Genomic DNA, 17,788 nt, shown 5'->3' on the forward strand with positions numbered 1-17,788 from the left:
GGAGCCCCACTGCCGATTCGCACATTGCCGCAGGCTACAAGGCCACGCACCAATCGACTAAGGGCTGGAAAGAAGGCTTACAGTCAGCGAATATCAGAACCAACCCGAACAATCTTCATGGTATTGGTACCACCCTGGGCATTCACATAATCACCCTTGGTAATCACCACCAGATCACCGTCCTTGACTGCTCCGCGATTCACCAGCTCCGACACCGCCAGCGCATTGGTCCGCTCGTTCGGAATCTTGGCTGAATCGAAAGGCACCGTCTGAACGCCACGGAACATAACGACCCGATGCTGGGTGGAGTGATGGCGCGAAAACGCAAAGATTGGCAGGCTCGATTTGATGCGAGACATCAACCTTGGCGTGGCACCCGTCTCGGTCATGCAGATAATGGCCGAGACACCCTCAAGGTGGTTCGCTGCGTACATGGCGGAAAGAGCGATAGCTTCATCAACTTCCTCCATGCTCTCGTGAATCCGGTGTTTGGACTGATGCATCGACGGATGCTTCTCTGCGCCCAGGCAAATGCGCACCATGGCTTCGACTGCTTCCTTGGGATAATCACCCACGGCCGTTTCCGCAGACAGCATCACTGCATCGGTATAGTCCATCACCGCGTTGGCAACGTCTGAGACTTCGGCTCGCGTTGGCATGGGGCTGGTGATCATCGACTCCATCATCTGCGTGGCCGTGATCACCGCGCGGTTGAGAACGCGGGCGCGGGAGATGATGTGCTTCTGTACGCCCACCAACTGGGCGTCGCCGATTTCAACGGCGAGGTCGCCACGGGCAACCATGACCGCATCGGATGCTTCGATTACCGCGTCCAGGGCTTCCACATCGTCGGCAAGCTCTGCCCGTTCGATTTTGGCGACCAGGCCTGCGTCAGAGCCTGCTTCCTTAAGCAGGCGCCGGGCGATGTGCATATCCTCGGCGGTGCGAACAAACGAAACCGCCACGTAATCCGCGCCCAGTTTGGCGGCCGTCACGATGTCCTGTTTGTCTTTCTCCGTCAGCGCCTCGGCGGACAGGCCGCCGCCGCGCTTGTTCAGGCCCTTGTTATTCGAGAGCGGGCCTCCGATAAGCACGGTGGAAGTGATGCTGTGGTCGCTGACCGACTGCACTTCCATCTCAATGCGGCCATCGTCCAGAACCAGAATGTCTCCCGGTTCCACATCTTCGATCAGTTGCTCGTAGTCGATGCCGACCTTTTCCTCGGTACCCGCCTCCTTGTCCATGGCAGCGTCCAGGATAAACGTCTGGCCTGCCTTGAGGGTGACCTTGTTCTCCGAGAACCGTGCGATGCGCAACTTGGGGCCCTGCAAATCGGCCAGCAAAGCGACAAACCGGCCTTGGGCCGCTGCTGCTTCGCGAACCCGGCGAGCGCGGCCGATGTGCTCTTCGGCGCTGCCGTGGGAAAAGTTGAGTCGGGTGACATCCACACCGGCGGCGATAATGGCCGCGAGGGATTCCGGTGAATCGGTGGCCGGGCCGAGAGTGGCGACAATCTTGGTACGCCTGAGCATGGTTGGTGTCCTTTGGTTCTTCAAAATGGTCTCGAAAAGAGTAGCGGAATCAGCTGAAACGGCCAGATTTACTGGCCGGCCTCGAAGAGGGCGAGGGCATTATCCAGCATACGATTCGAGAAGCCCCATTCATTATCGTACCAGGCCATGACTTTTACGTGACGACCCAGAACGCGGGTGTGGTTGGCATCATAGATGCTGGAAAGTGCGTTGTGATTGAAGTCGATGCTGACCAGTTTCTCGATATTATAACCAAGAACCGGATTTTTCTCGGCCGCTGTTTTTATCGCTTCGTTTACTTCGTCAACGGTCGTTTCGCGGCTGGCGATAAAGCCAAAGTCCACCAATGATACGTTGATGGTGGGGACGCGAACTGCGAGGCCATCAAGCTTTCCCTCAAGTTCCGGAATAACCTTGCCAATGGCGGCAGCCGCGCCGGTCTTCGTTGGAATCATCGATTGAGTGGCAGAGCGAGCGCGGTAAAGATCAGAGTGGTACACGTCGCTCAGTTTCTGGTCGTTGGTGTAGGAGTGGATGGTGGTCATCAGGCCACTCTCGATGCCGATGGCCTTGTGCAAAGCTTCAACAACCGGTGCCAGGCAGTTGGTAGTGCAAGACGCGTTGGAGATAATGTCGTGATTGGTGGTCAGGGTTTCGTGATTCACGCCGTAGACAATCATGGCATCCGCATCGGGGCTGGGTGCAGAGATGATGACCTTGCGCGCGCCGGCTTTCAGGTGAGCTGCCGCCTTGTCCCGTTTGGTGAAAAGCCCGGTGCACTCGAAAACAACATCGACACGGTGATCTTTCCAGGGCAGTTCTTCGGGGTTGCGCAGTGCTGTGATGGCAATGCGGTCGCCGTTCACTGTCAGCGATTCTGAGTCGTGGCTGACATCGGCCTCAAATCGACCATGAGCACTGTCATACTTGAGCAGATGGGCGTTGGTTTCGGCGTCGCCAAGGTCGTTAATGGCAACAACCTGTAGCTGGCTCCGGTAGTTATTTTCATACAATGCTCTGAGAACATTGCGACCGATGCGGCCAAAACCGTTGATTGCGATACGGATCGTCATTGTCTGACTCCTTGGGTGGTCGTTTTTTGTTCGTTTTACCTCAGTAATGTAGTAAATATAACAACAAAAAAGAAGAAATGAACGATTAACCGGTGGAAATGCCAAAAAAAGGAAGTAAAATTACGTCTAAAAACGACCACTCTAATAAATTACGCAATGGAGCCCACCATGCACCCGACCGTAGATAAGGTTACCCAGAGAATCATCGAGCGCAGTCGCCCAACGCGGCAGGATTACCTGAACCGCATGAATGCCCTCAAAGCCCAGTCTCCACACCGGAGCTCTCTGTCCTGCGGCAATCTGGCCCACGGTTTCGCGGCCTGTAATCAGGGCGACAAAGACACCCTGAAATTCATGAACAAGGCCAACGTGGCCATGGTAACGGCCTATAACGATATGCTTTCGGCCCACCAACCCTACGAAAAGTTCCCGGATATTATTCGGGAGGCGGCCCGTGGAATGGGGTCGGTGGCTCAGGTGGCCGGGGGTACGCCGGCCATGTGTGACGGCGTAACCCAGGGCCAGCCGGGTATGGAGCTGAGTCTGTTCTCCCGGGACACCATTGCCATGAGTACGGCCGTGGCCCTCAGTCACAACATGTTCGATGCCACGCTGCTTCTGGGGATCTGCGACAAGATTGTGCCTGGCCTTCTGATCGGCTCGCTGAGCTTCGGCTATCTCCCTACCATTCTGGTCCCCGCAGGGCCGATGCCTTCAGGGCTCCCGAACAAGGAAAAGCAGCGGATTCGCCAGCTTTACGCCGAGGGCAAGGTTGGCAAGGAAGAATTGCTGGAGGCCGAGAGCAAGTCCTATCACAGCCCCGGCACCTGTACGTTTTACGGCACCGCCAACAGCAACCAGCTGTTGGTGGAAGTCATGGGCCTGCATATGCCGGGGTCTGCGTTTGTGAACCCCAATACGCCGCTCCGTGATGAGCTTACCCGGGCGGCGACCGAGCAGGTGATCAGGCTGTCCAAGCCTCACGGTGGCGAGCTGGGTCTGGGCGATATGGTGGATGAAAAGAGCATCGTCAATGCTCTGGTGGCGCTGCTGGTTACTGGCGGTTCCACCAATCACACCATTCACTGGATAGCGATTGCCCGGGCGGCGGGGATCATCATCGACTGGAACGACTACGCCGAGCTTTCCTCCGTGGTTCCGTCCATGACCCGGATCTACCCTAACGGGCAGGAAGACGTGAATGCTTTCCACGAGGCTGGCGGAACGCCGTTCCTGATCAGGGAGCTGCTGAGCGGCGGATACCTTCATAACGATGTGAACACAGTGGTTGGCTATGGCCTTGAGCGCTATACCGAGATGCCGGAGTTGTCGGATGAGCAACTGGTGTGGAAGCCCGCGCCGGAAAAAAGCCTTCGCCCGGATGTGCTCAGCCCGGTTGCCGAGCCGTTTGCACCCGATGGTGGGCTGAGGGTGCTTGATGGCAACCTTGGTCGGGGCGTTATCAAGGTCTCTGCCGTTGCCCCGGAGCACCGTAAAGTTGAAGCACCGGCCGTTGTGTTCAACGACCAGAACGAACTCAAGGCAGCCTTTGAGGCAGGAGATCTGGACAGGGATTGTATTGTGATCGTGCGTTTCCAGGGTCCCAAGAGCAATGGCATGCCAGAGCTGCACAAGCTTACCCCCTACCTTGGCGTGTTGCAGGATCGCGGATTCAAGGTGGGTCTGGTGACGGATGGCCGTATGTCCGGTGCGTCGGGCAAGGTGCCTGCGGCGATCCATGTCTACCCGGAGGCGCTGGACGGTGGCCCGCTGGCCAAAGTCAAGAATGGCGACATGGTTTGTCTGGATGCCGAGAGTGGTGTTCTTGTCATCCGCGTGGATGATCAGGAGTTCGCCGGCCGGGAATCTGAAAAAGCGGACCTGACCGGGTATCATCACGGCTACGGTCGGGAGTTGTTCGGCTGGATGCGACGTGCTGCCAGCAATCCCGAGGAAGGGGCCAGCTTTTTCTGGAATCACGAGGCATGACAGCAACACACTATTCACTGGTCGGTGATATTGGTGGCACCAATGCGCGTTTTGCCCTAGTAGAGCAGGGAACCGTGCAGCCTCGTGCCATCAAGATTTTGCCCTGCGGGGAATACGCGAACCTCGATGACGCAGTGCGGGATTACCTGGCTCGGGTTGGGGTTTCGGAGGTCGATGGGGCCTGTCTGGCTGTTGCCTCACCGGTTCGCGGGACCCAGGTTCGGATGACCAACAACCACTGGCTTTTCGATACCGAAGAAGTTCGGGCACAGTTTGGCTGGTCCAGGTTCAAGGTGATCAACGATTTTACCGCCATGGCCCTCGGCGTTCCTCACGTTGCGAACGACCATCTGGTGCATGTTTGCGGCGGCCCCGGTGACATCCGGCGCCCCCGGCTGGTGATGGGTCCGGGAACCGGGCTCGGTGTTTCAGGGCTGGTGCCCATCGAGCATGGCTGGGTGCCGTTGATGACCGAGGGTGGCCACGTGGATTTCGCGCCCACGGACGATACCGAAATGGCTGTGCTGCGGATTCTCAAGGCCTGGTTTGGCCGGGTTTCCGTGGAACGGATCCTGTGCGGTCAGGGCTTGTTGAACCTGTATCAGGCCCATGCGGAGATTCAGGGCGTTGCGGCGCCACTGGATGCGCCGGAGAAAATCACCGCGGCTGCGCTAGAAAACACCGACAGGCTGGCCCGCCACACGCTAAGCCATTTCTGTGAAATTCTCGGTCGGGTAGCCGGCAATGGCGTTCTGACCCTGGGTGGCACAGGCGGTGTCTTCCTGTGTGGCGGAATCCTGCCCCGTTTCCTCGAGTTCTTTCTCGAAAGCCCGTTCCGAAATGGCTTTGAGGATAAGGGAAGAATGCGCCCGCTGCTGGAGTTCACACCTGTTTATGTGGTCACCGAGCCCTACACCGGCCTGCTGGGGGCTGCCGAGGCACTGGGCAATCCTGAGGTCTGAGGCCGGATTGCCGTTGCCGGATCAGAGGTAGTGCACCATCTGGCGCTGATCAAAACGGTACTGGCGGTTATAGACGCCGTTTTCAGCCCGTCTGCCGGCTGCCAGTACCATGGTTACCAGTCCTTTTCCGGACAGATTAATAAGCTTCTTCACTCGATGCTCGTCAAAACCCTCCATGGGGCAGGAATCATACCCGTGAGCGCGGAGCGCAAGCATGAGGTTCTGGGCAGCCAGGGCTGTGGATTTGGTAGCCCAGATTTTCATCTCGCAATTGGAGTAGGGCCCCCGGGGCACCGGCCTGGTAATTCCCACCGCAAGGCCTGCCGCTTTTTTGGCTAAACCCAGAATACCAAGCGGCCCCTGGTTGTAATGAATCGGGGCAACTTTGCGGTAGTATTTTTCGACGATGGGCGGCAGTTTTTCTTCTGGCCAATCCTCAAGAGCTTGCCGTGCATGAGCCCGCCAGCTATCCGGTCGGGCAACCACTACGATCAGCGCAGCGGCGGTTTTCGCTGCATTCTGGCCAAGACAGGCGTGGGCGAGTTCTGCCTTGAGCTCCGGCGTGCGGACAACGAAAAATTCCCAGGGCTGAAGGTTACTGGAATTCGGAGCCAGGGTTGCCAGTTCCAGGCAATCTTCAAGCACGGCCTCAGGAATCGGCTCATCGGTGAAGCGCCTGATGGAGCGGCGCGTGCGAACAACTTTCCGGAACTCTTCGATATCGATTTCCGGCAGCGGGAGAGAGCCTGCTTTCGCATTCATGATGTGTCCTTCGAGACTTGTTGTGTCGTGATTGTGCCTCTATCGTTACGGGAAATGACGGTATATGCAATCACCCTGATAACGGAACGCTCATGACAGAGGACCTTTCCCGGCTTCCCTTCGATGACCTGGTTCGGCGCGTGCGGGCGTGTACGCTTTGCGCCGACGTTCTTCCACGCGGGCCGAGGCCTGTCATACAGATATCTGAAAGCGCCAGAATTCTCGTAGTCGGGCAGGCTCCGGGCAGGCGCGTGCATGAAACCGGGCTGCCCTTCAACGATCCCAGCGGCGATAGGCTTCGGCAATGGATGGGGGTTACCCGGGATACCTTCTATGACGAGCAGAAGCTCGCGATCCTGCCGATGGGGTTTTGCTATCCGGGTACCGGAAAATCCGGGGATCTTCCGCCGCGGCCGGAGTGCGCGCCAGCCTGGCGCAATTTACTGTTGGATCATCTGCCAGACATAGGTCTGACTCTTGTTATCGGGCAGTATGCGCACACCTGGCATCTGCCGGACTGTCGTCAGTCCGTAACGGCCAATGTTGAGCATTGGCAGAAGTATTGGCCAGAGATAGTCCCAATGCCTCACCCCAGCCCAAGAAATAACCTCTGGCTGCGTCGGAATCCATGGTTCGAAGACGAGGTTGTGCCCCAGCTGCAACAAAGAGTTGCCCTGCTTCTTGGGCCGGAGCAACAGTGACCGGAGGGGTTCAGGCGCTGTGATGGAGCGAAGTCTTGCGAGTGTCGGCACAAGCGCTTTTCATCAGGTAGCGGTCCAGTGCTTCCACATCCGCGTCGCTCGAATAAAGTCCCTGTTTAGTACGACGCCAGAGAATATCCTCCGAGGTCATCGCCCATTCGTTCTTTATCAGGTGCTCGACTTCCCGTTGATAGAGGGTTCCTGCGAAGTGTTCGCCCAGATCGTCCATTGAGTGGCAATTATGGAGAATGTCGTAACTGGTTGTGCCGTAGGTACGCACATAGCGACTGATCACCTTCTCGGAGAGCCAGGGAAAATCACGTCTGAGGGTTTCTTCCAGTGCTTCATGATTGGCAAAGTCTCCGCCCGGCAAAACACCAGTCTTGGTCCAGCGACCGCCGGCTTCCGGGAAGAACTGGCACAGCTTGTCCGTGGCGGCTTCGGCCAGTTTGCGATAGGTGGTGATCTTGCCTCCGAATACCGAAATCAGCGGCGCCTTACCTTTTTCACTATTGACCTCAAAGGAGTAGTCCCGTGACGCTTTCTGGGCATTCTCCTGTTCATCGTCCATCAGGGGCCGCACGCCAGAGTAGGACCAAATCACATCCGAAGGCTCCAGTTGCCGCTTGAAATGGGAGTTTACGATGTTCAGGAGATAGTCGGTTTCTTCAGGTGAGATCTTTGCTTTTTTCGGGTCGCCTTCATAATCGACGTCGGTGGTGCCCACCAGTGAGAATTCGTCCTCGTAGGGAATGACGAAAACGATCCGCTCGTCCTCGTTCTGAAGGATATAGGCCTCGGTGCCCTTGTTCATGCGCGGTACCACAATATGACTGCCTTTCACCATGCGAATCATCTTGGGCGCCGGCATTGAAAGAGTCTCACCGAACAGTTTGCTTACCCAGGGGCCAGAGGCATTCACAATAGCCTTCGCCGATACCGTTTTTTCGGTTTCGTTGGTCATATCACGAAGTGTGACCTCCCATTCCTTTGAGCCCTGTTCTGCCTTGACGCATTTGGTGCGGGTCAGTATCTGTGCGCCAAACTGCTGTGCTTTCTTTGCGGTCAGCACCACGAGACGGGCATCGTCTACCCAGCCGTCCGAGTATTCAAAGCCTTTGGTGATATCGGGCTTCAGAGGGTCCTTCTCATCAAATTTGATCGAGCGGGAGCCCGGAAGGATTTCCCGTTTTGCCAGATGGTCATAGAGAAACAGGCCGGTGCGAATCATCCAGGCTGGCCGCAGGTGAGGGCGGTGAGGCAGCCGGAAACGCATGGGCCACATGATGTGTGGTGAGTTGCGAAGCAGAGACTCGCGCTCGGCTAGGGCTTCCCGGACCAGGCGAAATTCATAATGTTCCAGGTACCGCAGCCCACCATGTATCAGCTTGCTGCTGCTTGATGAGGTGGCTGAGGCCAGGTCATTCATTTCGCAAAGCAGAACTTTCAGTCCCCGTCCCGCCGCATCCATGGCAATGCCCGTGCCGTTGACTCCGCCACCAACGACGATAACGTCAAACTGCTCATGCTCCATAGCCATTGTTGGTCATCTCCTGACGACTCTGAAAAGGCGCTTTGTTGCGATGCGCACTTTTCAGTGTTCAATATGCGGTATATCGCTATTATGCGAAAGGCATATATATTCGTAAAGGAAAAAATAGAAAAAAAACGAAAAACGTAGCGCGATCACCTTTTCGCAGAGGGGAACAAGCGAAAAACTATTAAACGATATGGAGCTGAGCGTTGTGTTCGTTCAGCAACTGACGGATTTCTACGGGAGGTTGCTGATCCGTAAACACATGATCGGCCTGGGAAATGTTACCGAGACGGACCATGGCATTTCGTCCGAACTTGGAGTGGTCGGCAGCAAGAAGGACCTGGTTGGAGTTGGCGATGATTGCCTGAGCGACTCGGACTTCGCGGTAATCGAAGTCGAGGAGGGAACCATCATTGTGAATACCGCTGATTCCAATGATGCCGAAGTCCATCTTGAACTGATTGATGAAGTCCATGGTAGCTTCACCGACAATTCCGCCATCACGGTTGCGCACCTCTCCGCCAGCGATGATTACATGGAAATCTTCTTTGGCCGAAAGAATGGACGCAACGTGCAGGTTGTTGGTAACTATCTGTAGGTTGTTCTTCTCAAGCAGAGCCTTAGCGATGGTCTCGGTGGTGGTGCCGATATTGATGAACATGGAGGAGTTGTCAGGGATGAGCTCCACCAACGCTTGTGCAATTCGTTCCTTGGCTTCCAGATCCATTATCTTTCGAGCCTGGTAGGCGGTGTTGACTGTGCTGGAGTCAATGCCTGCTCCGCCATGGTGTCTGCGGAGCTTTTTCTCCTTGGCGAGTTCATTCAGGTCCCGGCGGATCGTCTGGGGCGTTACCTTGAATTGGTCCACCAGCTGTTCGGTCGTGACAAAACCGTTCTGCTGGATCAGCTCCATAATAAGATCCTGTCGGCGACGCTGTGCCATGAAAGCCTCCTCCGCTTTATCATTTTTCTCATGCGAAATACTGTGCGTCCGAAAACAGTTTTAAAGCTTAGTAGTTTTCAGCGGGTTATGCAGCTTCTTTAAAAGGTTCGGCGAGTTGGACGCGCGCTTTAAGTGAAAACTACTTGGAATTTATGTTCAAAAAAGCAAAAATGCGAAAAAATAAGAAACCCAGGTCGAAATACCATGAGTCAGTACATACTTTCCATCGATCAAGGTACAACCAGTTCCCGTGCCATACTCTTTGACCTACTGGGCAACATACACGCTATCCGCCAACAAGAGTTTCCCCAACATTTCCCGGCAAGCGGCTGGGTTGAGCACAATCCGGAGGATCTCTGGTCATCGGTTCAGCAGACCTGTGACGCGGTAATGGCCGAAGAGTGTGGTGATTGCGGTAAAGTGGTTGCCGTAGGCATCACCAACCAACGCGAGACCACGGTAGTCTGGGATCGGAATACCGGAGAGCCCGTATACAACGCTATCGTCTGGCAGGACCGGCGAACCGCCTCCTACTGCGAGTCCCTGAAACGTGAAGGGCTCGAACCCTGGGTCAACAGCAAGACCGGTTTGCTGATTGATCCTTATTTCTCGGCCACCAAGATCCGTTGGATTCTGGAAAATGTCGACGGAGTGCGGGAACGAGCGGAGCGCGGTGAGCTCGCATTCGGTACCGTCGATAGCTTTTTGTTGTGGCGACTAACCGGTGGCCGAGAGCATCGCACTGATGCGACCAATGCCAGCCGTACGATGCTGTTCAACATTCACAACCAGAAATGGGATCCGGAGCTCCTGGAGCTTTTCGGCATTCCCGAATCGCTGTTGCCGGAGGTGATGGACTCTGCCGATCAGTTCGGAGAGATCACAGAGGGTGGAGCCCTTAACGGAACCTCGGTGCTCGGTATTGCTGGAGATCAACAGGCCGCTCTATTTGGTCAGACCTGCTTCGGCATTGGCATGGCGAAGAGCACCTACGGAACCGGTTGTTTCCTGATGCTCAACACTGGGGACAAAGCTTTGCAGTCGAAACACCGCTTGCTCACAACGGTGGCCTATCGGCTGAACGGTAAGCCTACCTACGCCCTGGAAGGCAGTATTTTTATCGCGGGCGCAACCATTCAATGGCTGCGAGACGGACTTCAGCTAATCCGGAATGCTTGTGAAACAGAGCCGCTCGCAGAGGGTACGCCCATGGACCACGGAGTATATCTGGTGCCAGCATTTACCGGACTCGGCGCGCCCTATTGGGATCCCAATGCAAGAGGCGCCATTTTCGGTCTTACCCGCGATACCGGTATAAAAGAGATTGTCACGGCGGGCCTGCAGTCTGTTTGCTATCAGACCAAGGATCTGCAGAAAGCCATGGAAAAAGACGGCATTCGCCCGGTCAACCTCAGAGTTGACGGTGGCATGGTGGCCAACAACTGGGTGCTCCAGTTTCTGGCTGACATTCTCGGTGCGAGGGTGGATCGCCCGTCGTTGGTTGAAACTACTGCGCTGGGCGCTGCCTACCTAGCCGGCCTGAAAGCCGGAGTCTATGGCTCTCTTGAGGAACTCTCGGATCTGTGGTGCTGTGACCGGAATTTTGAACCAGTCATGACGAAGCAGAACCGGGACAAGCTTTACGATGGCTGGATCCAGGCAGTTCAGAAGCTTTGACGATACGATGTTGCGGAAACGCGGTTTAGCGAACCCCTAATTCCCGAAGACGCTTGTATAGTGTGTTTCGGCTGATGGCCAGCTCTCTCGCTGCCTGTGACACGTTGCCAGTGCACTTGCGGTACACCTTGAGAGTTGTGGCGAGTGGATCCTCCTGTTCAACCTCAACGCCCGGGGCTCGTGGTTCCGCTATCCGTGGATCGGATTCCTCGCCTGCGGCGGTCTCGAATTCTGCAAGAAAGTCTTCCGGTAAATGCCATACCTGCACATCTTCCCCGTCAGCAATGGCGATCGCCACCCGCAACACGTTCACCAATTGGCGGATATTACCCGGCCAAGGGTGGTTCTCAAAGGCCGAAAGCACTTTAGGAGACAGCTGTTCCGATTGACCAGGGTCACGGTGTCGGGAATAGAGGTTCTGTATCAGCAGCGACCTGTCGGATCGGTTTCGGAGCGCAGGGAGTTCCACGCATAGCCCGTTGATCCGGTAGTAAAGGTCCGCCCGGAAATGGCCGCTTTCGATACGTGTGCCCAGTGGTTGGTTGGTTGCGGTAACCAGCAGAATATCAACGGGAACGCTGTCGGTAGAACCCACTGGCGTAACCAGCCGTTCCTGGAGTACCCGTAGCAGCCTGGATTGGGCCGACAGGGGCATTTCGCCAATCTCATCAAGAAACAGGATGCCTTTGTGGGCCTTTCGAATAAAGCCCAGCGAACCCTGCGCCCGGGCGCCGGTGAAGGCGCCGGCTTCGTAACCGAACAGCTCCGACTCAACCAGTTCCGACGGAATGGCCGCGCAGTTAACCGCGACCAGTGGTTGATCCTTTCGGTGGGATGCCCGGTGAAGGGCCTTGACCAGCACTTCCTTGCCGACCCCTGTCTCGCCGGTGATAAGAACCGGGACACCCCGCTGAAGTACTTTGAGACTTTGTGTAGCGCAACGCTTTACTGCCGAATCACCGAACTCCAGGTTGTCGATACCCAGCAGCTCATCTGAATAGCAGCCCTCGTTCGACTGAGATAACCGATCGATCCGATTCGGGTTTTCGTTAACCCTTGTAGGGCGTTTGATCCTGGCGCTCAGTCGCACCTTGCTGCGAGTGGTCAGTTGCAAGGTTTCAGTTTCTGGATGCTCAAGAATTTGATGCCGGCGGCTCGTAAATAACTCATCCAGGCGGGCCTCGACGGTATTCATTCCCAGTAACTGGTCCGCTCGCTGGTTGCTTGCAATGATCTTTCCGAAATCATCGCAAACCAGGATGCCCGACCAGGGGCTGTCAAAGTTATCCGCCGTGGTGTTCAGGGTAATCTGAAAATGATCGGGGCCAAACTGACGTTTGATGAGACGATTTTCGACAGATTGTGAAAGTAGCCGAACCATGCCGAGGGTGTGGGCCTGTGGCAGGTAAGCGTCGCTGAATACGCTGAGAACCCCTGCAATCTGCCTGTGAGCACCGAAAATGGGTGCCGCAGAACCAATGATGCTCCGGTTCGTTTTCAGAAAATGTTCGTTTCGCTGAATCTGGACGGGCGCACTAACAGCAATAGAGGTGCCAATGGCGTTCGTACCGCAATTCTGTTCTTGCCAGTTCGCACCCGCCTGGAACCAGGGTTTCAGGCGGGTCTCGGTGATACGTTCATCACCCCAGCTGTTCAGTACCGTGGCATGCTGATCGGCAAGCAGAATGAGGCATCGGCTGCTGGAAAGTACGTTCCGGTAGTAGGGGAGAACCTCAGCCTCGGTCACCGAGAGCAATTCGCTGTACTGGCGGTTTATTTCCTCCAGTCGGGCAGATTCCGGCATAAGCGGTGTTGGCTCATGGTCGTGTTCAAGGCCCCAGGCAATACAACGGTTCCAAGAATCGGCAATAACGCTCCGGTAATCCGCATATTCGTTTTTTCTCATCAGTCGTCACTCAAGCATTCGTTGGTTGTTTTGGTCGACATTCGAGCAGCTTACGCGGGCAATTGTGCCAAAGCTGATGCTCAATAATCTGTGCAAATGCTGTTCAGGTCAATGTTCAGTTTGAACACAATATTGCTAAACGAACATTTTGGTTTTCGAATGAGAAATTTGCATGTAGAGAAAAAGCTCTTTAAAACAACGTTATAAGAAAATCAATTTCTTTGCTTGCGCAATGTGGTATGTCCTTTGCGTATAGAGTTCGAAATCGAATTTGCGCGGCTGATTTACGTCGGTCTCGAAGCGCGTTTCCACAAGAACAAAAAGGAAAGCCTATGTCCTTAACACTGGAGAATCTCTCCCGTGAGGTCGACGGCGTCGACTACATACGGGATGCCAACCTCACCTTCGAGGCAGGCTCTTTTAATGTTCTGCTCGGCCGGACACTGGCCGGAAAAACCTCGCTGATGCGATTGATGGCTGGGCTGGATAAGCCCGATACCGGCCGTCTGATCTACAACGGTGAGGACGTTACAGGGCAGAGCGTGCAGAGCCGCAACATATCGATGATCTATCAGCAGTTCATCAATTACCCCAATCTGACCGTCTACGAAAACATCGCCTCGCCACTTCGGCTGGCGAGGATGACTGATTCTGAAATTGACCGCCGGGTGAAAGAAACGGCGTCGATGCTTCGGATTGATCCTTTGCTGAAGCGTTACCCGTTGGAACTGTCAGGTGGTCAGCAGCAGCGAACCGCCATGGCCCGGGCCCTGGTGAAGGATGCCACCCTGGTGCTATTCGACGAGCCCCTGGTAAACCTCGATTACAAGCTACGGGAAGAGCTTCGGGCGGAACTGCGAGACCTGTTCCGCGAGCGCCAGTGCATTGCGGTGTACGCCACTACGGAGGCCAATGAAGCCCTGGCACTCGGTGGCACAACCACACTGTTACACCAGGGCCAGGTGGTTCAGAACGGGCCAGTGATGGATGTCTATCGCGCACCTGTGAACACCCTTGCTGCACAGTTGTTCAGTGAACCCCCGATGAACATGATTCGAGGCCGGGTGTCTGAAACCGAGGTGACGTTCGACGAGTACTCCCACCATGCACTTACGCAGGAGCTGTCGAAGCTGGAACCTGGCGATTACTGGTTCGGAATTCGTCCCAGCCATATTGGTCTGGTCCCCACCAGCGACGATGATCTGGAAATGTCCATGGAGGTAGAACTCAGCGAAATCAGTGGTTCTGAAACCTTCATGCATGTGGAGAACAGTCACTTTGAAATGGTGATGCAACTGATGGGAGTGCATCAGTACCACACAGGCGCACCGATCAAGGTATATCTGCCGATCAATAAATTGTTCGTCTTCGACAATAACGAACAACTGGTGCACACCCCGTCTCAGGTTTCAGGAGGGTCTGTCTGATGGCTGAAATTCAATTGAAATCACTCGCCCACAGTTATAGTGACATGCCCGAGGGACCAGACGATTACGCAATCCGTCAGCTCGACCATGTCTGGCACAAGGGTGGGGCTTACGCGCTGTTGGGCCCTTCGGGTTGCGGAAAAAGCACCATGCTGAACATTATTTCCGGTCTGGTTCAGCCTTCCGAGGGCGAGGTACTTTTCGACGGAAAGCGTGTTAATGAGTTGTCTCCGAGGGACAGGAATATCGCCCAGGTCTTCCAGTTTCCTGTCATCTACGACTCAATGACGGTCTACGACAACCTGGCGTTTCCGCTGAAGAACAACAAGGTTCCAGCCTCCAAGATCAAGGCCCGCGTTCATGAGATTGCCGAAGTCCTGGAGATCCAGGACAAGCTCTACAAAAAGGCAAAGAACCTGACCGCGGATGAAAAACAGAAGGTATCCATGGGCCGCGGCCTAGTGCGGGAAGACGTGTCGGCGATTCTGTTCGACGAGCCGCTGACGGTGATCGACCCGCAGCTCAAGTGGAAGTTGCGCCGCAAGCTCAAGCAGATTCACGAGCAGTTCGACATCACCATGGTGTATGTCACCCACGATCAGCTCGAAGCCTCCACCTTTGCCGACAAGATTGCCGTGATGTATGGCGGACAGATCGTCCAGTTTGGTACCCCAACCGAACTCTTTGAACAGCCCAACCATACCTTCGTGGGTTTTTTTATCGGAAGCCCCGGCATGAATCTTATCGAGGTGCAGCGCTGTGCCCGGGGCGTGTGCTTTGGGAACACGAATGTGTCGCTTGAGCCCTGGCAGGTTGATGTCCTGCAGCGGACCAGGTCTACCAACATCAAGATCGGAATTCGTCCGGAGTTTGTGGAAGTGTCCTCCGTCGCTTCAGACGACACCTTTGAGGCTGAGGTGATGGATGTCGAGGATCTGGGTACCTACAAGATCGTTACCGTTCAGCTTGACCACGAAAAAATGAAGGTTCGGGAGAGCGAGGACTTCGCCGCATCAATTGGCAGTCGAGTTTATCTCTCGTTCCCGAAGCAGTGGTTGAAGCTGTATATGGATGAATTCCTGGTACAGGAGCAAGACTGATGCAAAAGGTACAAAACAATAAAGCCTGGTGGCTGGTGCTGCCTGTATTTCTGCTCGTTGCCTTCTCGGCTCTCATTCCACTGATGACGGTCGTGAATTATTCGGTCCAGGATATTTTTGGTCCGGGCCAGGCGTTCTTCGTGGGTACTGAATGGTTCAAGGAAGTGCTCACCAACGAGCGCCTTCAGGATTCCCTTATTCGGCAATTTATTTTTTCCGGCGCGGTATTGCTAATCCAGATTCCGCTCGGAATCGGGGTCGCACTGATGATGCCAAAATCTGGCATAAAGGGGTCGCTCTGCCTGATTCTGCTGGCGATTCCGTTGCTGATTCCCTGGAACGTGGTTGGCACCATTTGGCAGATCTTTGCCCGTGGCGACATCGGTCTTTTCGGCTGGGGGATCAATCAGCTGGGGTTTGACTACAACTATACCGGAGACACCCTTGATGCGTGGTTGACGGTTCTGTTGATGGATGTCTGGCACTGGACTCCGCTGGTCGCCTTGCTCTGCTACTCCGGGCTGAGGGCGATTCCGGAGGCCTTCTATCAGGCGGCGGAAATTGACCGTGCCTCGAAATGGGCGGTGTTCCGGTATATCCAGCTGCCCAGGCTCAAGAGTGTTCTGATCATCGCAGTGCTGTTGCGGTTCATGGACAGCTTCATGATCTACATTGAGCCGTTTGTGCTTACCGGTGGCGGCCCGGGCAGCTCCACAACCTTCTTGAGCCAGACACTGACAACCATGGCAATCGGGCAGTTTGATCTGGGTCGCGCGGCTGCGTTCTCGCTGATCTACTTCCTCATTGTATTGCTGATTTCATGGCTCTTCTTTACCGCCATTACGCACGCCGACAAAGAAAAATAAGGAGAGTGTGATGAGACAGACACGTTCAAAAAACGTCGGGATTACGCTGTTTATTCTGCTGCTCCTGACTCCGATATACTGGTTGTTGAACATGTCGTTCAAGACCAATCAGGAAATTCTCGGGGGGCTTACCCTCTGGCCCCAGAATTTCACCCTGGATAACTATGCCGTGATCTTTACGGATCCCAGCTGGTACAACGGTTACATCAATTCGATGATCTACGTGTCCATCAACGTGGTGATCACGTTGCTTGTGGCCTTGCCTGCCGCCTATGCGTTCAGCCGTTACAAGTTCCTGGGTGACAAGCACCTGTTCTTCTGGCTGCTGAGCAACCGGATGGCGCCGCCGGCGGTCTTCCTGCTGCCTTTCTTCCAGCTTTATTCATCTATCGGCCTGTTCGACACCCATATTGCGGTGGCGCTTGCTCACTGCCTGTTCAACGTGCCCCTGGCTGTCTGGATTCTGGAAGGGTTCATGTCCGGTGTCCCCCGTGAGTATGACGAGATGGCCTATATTGATGGCTACAGCTTTCCGAAATTTTTCGTGAAGGTGTTCCTGCCGATGATTCGTTCCGGGATCGGGGTGACGGCTTTCTTTGCCTTCATGTTCTCCTGGGTGGAGCTGCTGCTGGCCCGGACGCTAACGTCCGTGGATGCCCAGCCGATCGGGGCGATCATGACCCGAACGATAGGGGCGAGCGGTATCGACTGGGGTGTTCTGGCTGCCGCCGGTTCGCTAACCATCATTCCCGGCCTGCTGGTGATCTGGTTCGTTCGTAACCATGTTGCCAAAGGCTTCGCCCTCGGACGCGTGTAAGGAGACGTTTTATGATTGCCTGGATGAACTGGACTCCGACCGTCGCCATCTTCTTTGCCGTGATTGCGGGAATTCTGGCGGTAATGACGGTTTACGAAATTGTCTCCCCGTGCACCGAGAGGAAGGGGTTTCTGCCGATAGCCACCACCCGCGGGGATCGGTTGTTTATTGGATTGCTTTCGGCAGCATATATACATCTGAGCTTCCTGGCGGTCAGCGATATCACCCTTTGGGTGGCGCTCGCTGTCTCTGTGGTTTGGCTCCTGGTTTTGCTGCGTTGGGGGTGAGTATCGACAAGGGATGTTCGTATGGTGTTTTTTCGAAAATCCTGGTCCTAAAAAAGATTCAGGACTTCTTGTAATGATTTCGAAAACGAACTAATTTTGTTTGAATGATCGGAATCGATCACGATAGATTCCGGCAAAAAAGAATAGCGACCAGAAAGAGCGCTATAACTGCGGACACGAAACACGGCTGTTTCGTTCCATTCATTAAA

Annotated in this window: 15 protein-coding genes; 9 read left to right on the forward strand and 6 right to left on the reverse strand. The window is 55.1% G+C overall.

Translation table 11 applies throughout. The features are described 5' to 3' along the window. Positions 1 to 83: 83 nt before the first annotated feature. Positions 84 to 1,532, reverse strand: a complete 1,449-nt coding sequence (pyk, locus tag KYE_RS14200) for a pyruvate kinase (RefSeq protein ID WP_008174617.1) — start codon at positions 1,530 to 1,532, stop codon at positions 84 to 86. 68 nt (positions 1,533 to 1,600) lie between these two features. Beyond that, positions 1,601 to 2,605 carry a type I glyceraldehyde-3-phosphate dehydrogenase gene (gene gap / locus KYE_RS14205; RefSeq protein WP_008174618.1) on the reverse strand — a complete coding sequence of 335 codons (1,005 nt, stop codon included), beginning with the start codon at positions 2,603 to 2,605 and terminating at the stop codon, positions 1,601 to 1,603. 168 nt (positions 2,606 to 2,773) lie between these two features. Here gap and edd point away from each other — a divergent pair, with 168 nt between their 5' ends. Together edd and glk are read left to right on the forward strand one after the other, a co-directional pair. Continuing rightward, a complete protein-coding gene (gene edd, locus KYE_RS14210) occupies positions 2,774 to 4,594 on the forward strand; it encodes a phosphogluconate dehydratase (RefSeq protein ID WP_008174620.1) in 1,821 nt (606 codons plus the stop codon). Next, a complete protein-coding gene (glk, locus tag KYE_RS14215) occupies positions 4,591 to 5,556 on the forward strand; it encodes a glucokinase (RefSeq protein WP_008174623.1) in 966 nt (321 codons plus the stop codon). The genes edd and glk overlap by 4 nt, the downstream gene beginning before the upstream one ends. A gap of 21 nt (positions 5,557 to 5,577) precedes the next feature. Here glk and KYE_RS14220 read toward each other — a convergent pair whose 3' ends face one another. Continuing rightward, positions 5,578 to 6,318, reverse strand: coding sequence for a nitroreductase family protein (locus tag KYE_RS14220; RefSeq protein ID WP_008174625.1), 741 nt, complete (start codon positions 6,316 to 6,318; stop codon positions 5,578 to 5,580). 92 nt (positions 6,319 to 6,410) lie between these two features. Between KYE_RS14220 and KYE_RS14225 the strand changes: the two genes are divergently transcribed. Beyond that, complete coding sequence (locus KYE_RS14225) at positions 6,411 to 7,019, forward strand: uracil-DNA glycosylase family protein (protein ID WP_008174627.1); 609 nt, start codon at positions 6,411 to 6,413, stop codon at positions 7,017 to 7,019. 10 nt (positions 7,020 to 7,029) lie between these two features. Here KYE_RS14225 and glpD read toward each other — a convergent pair whose 3' ends face one another. Both glpD and KYE_RS14235 read right to left on the reverse strand, forming a co-directional pair. Continuing rightward, positions 7,030 to 8,559: a glycerol-3-phosphate dehydrogenase gene (gene glpD, locus KYE_RS14230; protein ID WP_008174629.1), complete on the reverse strand. Its 1,530-nt coding sequence runs from the start codon at positions 8,557 to 8,559 to the stop codon at positions 7,030 to 7,032. Between the two features lie 181 nt (positions 8,560 to 8,740). Then, positions 8,741 to 9,499 carry a DeoR/GlpR family transcriptional regulator gene (locus tag KYE_RS14235; RefSeq protein WP_008174631.1) on the reverse strand — a complete coding sequence of 253 codons (759 nt, stop codon included), beginning with the start codon at positions 9,497 to 9,499 and terminating at the stop codon, positions 8,741 to 8,743. Between the two features lie 204 nt (positions 9,500 to 9,703). On the opposite strand from KYE_RS14235, the gene glpK reads away from it, so the two are divergent. After that, positions 9,704 to 11,176 carry a glycerol kinase GlpK gene (gene glpK, locus KYE_RS14240; protein ID WP_008174634.1) on the forward strand — a complete coding sequence of 491 codons (1,473 nt, stop codon included), beginning with the start codon at positions 9,704 to 9,706 and terminating at the stop codon, positions 11,174 to 11,176. A 25-nt stretch (positions 11,177 to 11,201) separates the two neighbouring features. Here the strand turns inward: glpK and KYE_RS14245 are convergent, their stop codons facing one another. Continuing rightward, positions 11,202 to 13,082 (reverse strand): sigma-54-dependent Fis family transcriptional regulator, encoded by a 1,881-nt coding sequence (locus KYE_RS14245; RefSeq protein ID WP_008174635.1) that lies wholly within the window; start codon positions 13,080 to 13,082, stop codon positions 11,202 to 11,204. Between the two features lie 332 nt (positions 13,083 to 13,414). Here KYE_RS14245 and KYE_RS14250 point away from each other — a divergent pair, with 332 nt between their 5' ends. From KYE_RS14250 to KYE_RS14270, 5 genes are read left to right on the forward strand one after another with little or no spacing between them, the layout of a single operon-like run. Then, positions 13,415 to 14,509, forward strand: coding sequence for an ABC transporter ATP-binding protein (locus tag KYE_RS14250; RefSeq protein WP_008174637.1), 1,095 nt, complete (start codon positions 13,415 to 13,417; stop codon positions 14,507 to 14,509). After that, entirely contained in the window at positions 14,509 to 15,609 is a 1,101-nt protein-coding gene (locus KYE_RS14255) for an ABC transporter ATP-binding protein (RefSeq protein ID WP_008174640.1), read from the forward strand. The genes KYE_RS14250 and KYE_RS14255 overlap by 1 nt, the downstream gene beginning before the upstream one ends. Further along, positions 15,609 to 16,475, forward strand: a complete 867-nt coding sequence (locus tag KYE_RS14260; RefSeq protein ID WP_008174642.1) for a carbohydrate ABC transporter permease — start codon at positions 15,609 to 15,611, stop codon at positions 16,473 to 16,475. The genes KYE_RS14255 and KYE_RS14260 overlap by 1 nt, the downstream gene beginning before the upstream one ends. A gap of 10 nt (positions 16,476 to 16,485) precedes the next feature. After that, positions 16,486 to 17,292 (forward strand): carbohydrate ABC transporter permease, encoded by an 807-nt coding sequence (locus KYE_RS14265; RefSeq protein ID WP_008174643.1) that lies wholly within the window; start codon positions 16,486 to 16,488, stop codon positions 17,290 to 17,292. 11 nt (positions 17,293 to 17,303) lie between these two features. Continuing rightward, complete coding sequence (locus tag KYE_RS14270) at positions 17,304 to 17,579, forward strand: DUF2160 domain-containing protein (protein WP_008174646.1); 276 nt, start codon at positions 17,304 to 17,306, stop codon at positions 17,577 to 17,579. Positions 17,580 to 17,788: the final 209 nt, after the last annotated feature.

It is taken from the genome of Marinobacter manganoxydans MnI7-9 (genome assembly GCF_000235625.1).
In the GTDB taxonomy this organism is placed as follows: Bacteria; Pseudomonadota; Gammaproteobacteria; order Pseudomonadales; family Oleiphilaceae; genus Marinobacter; species Marinobacter manganoxydans.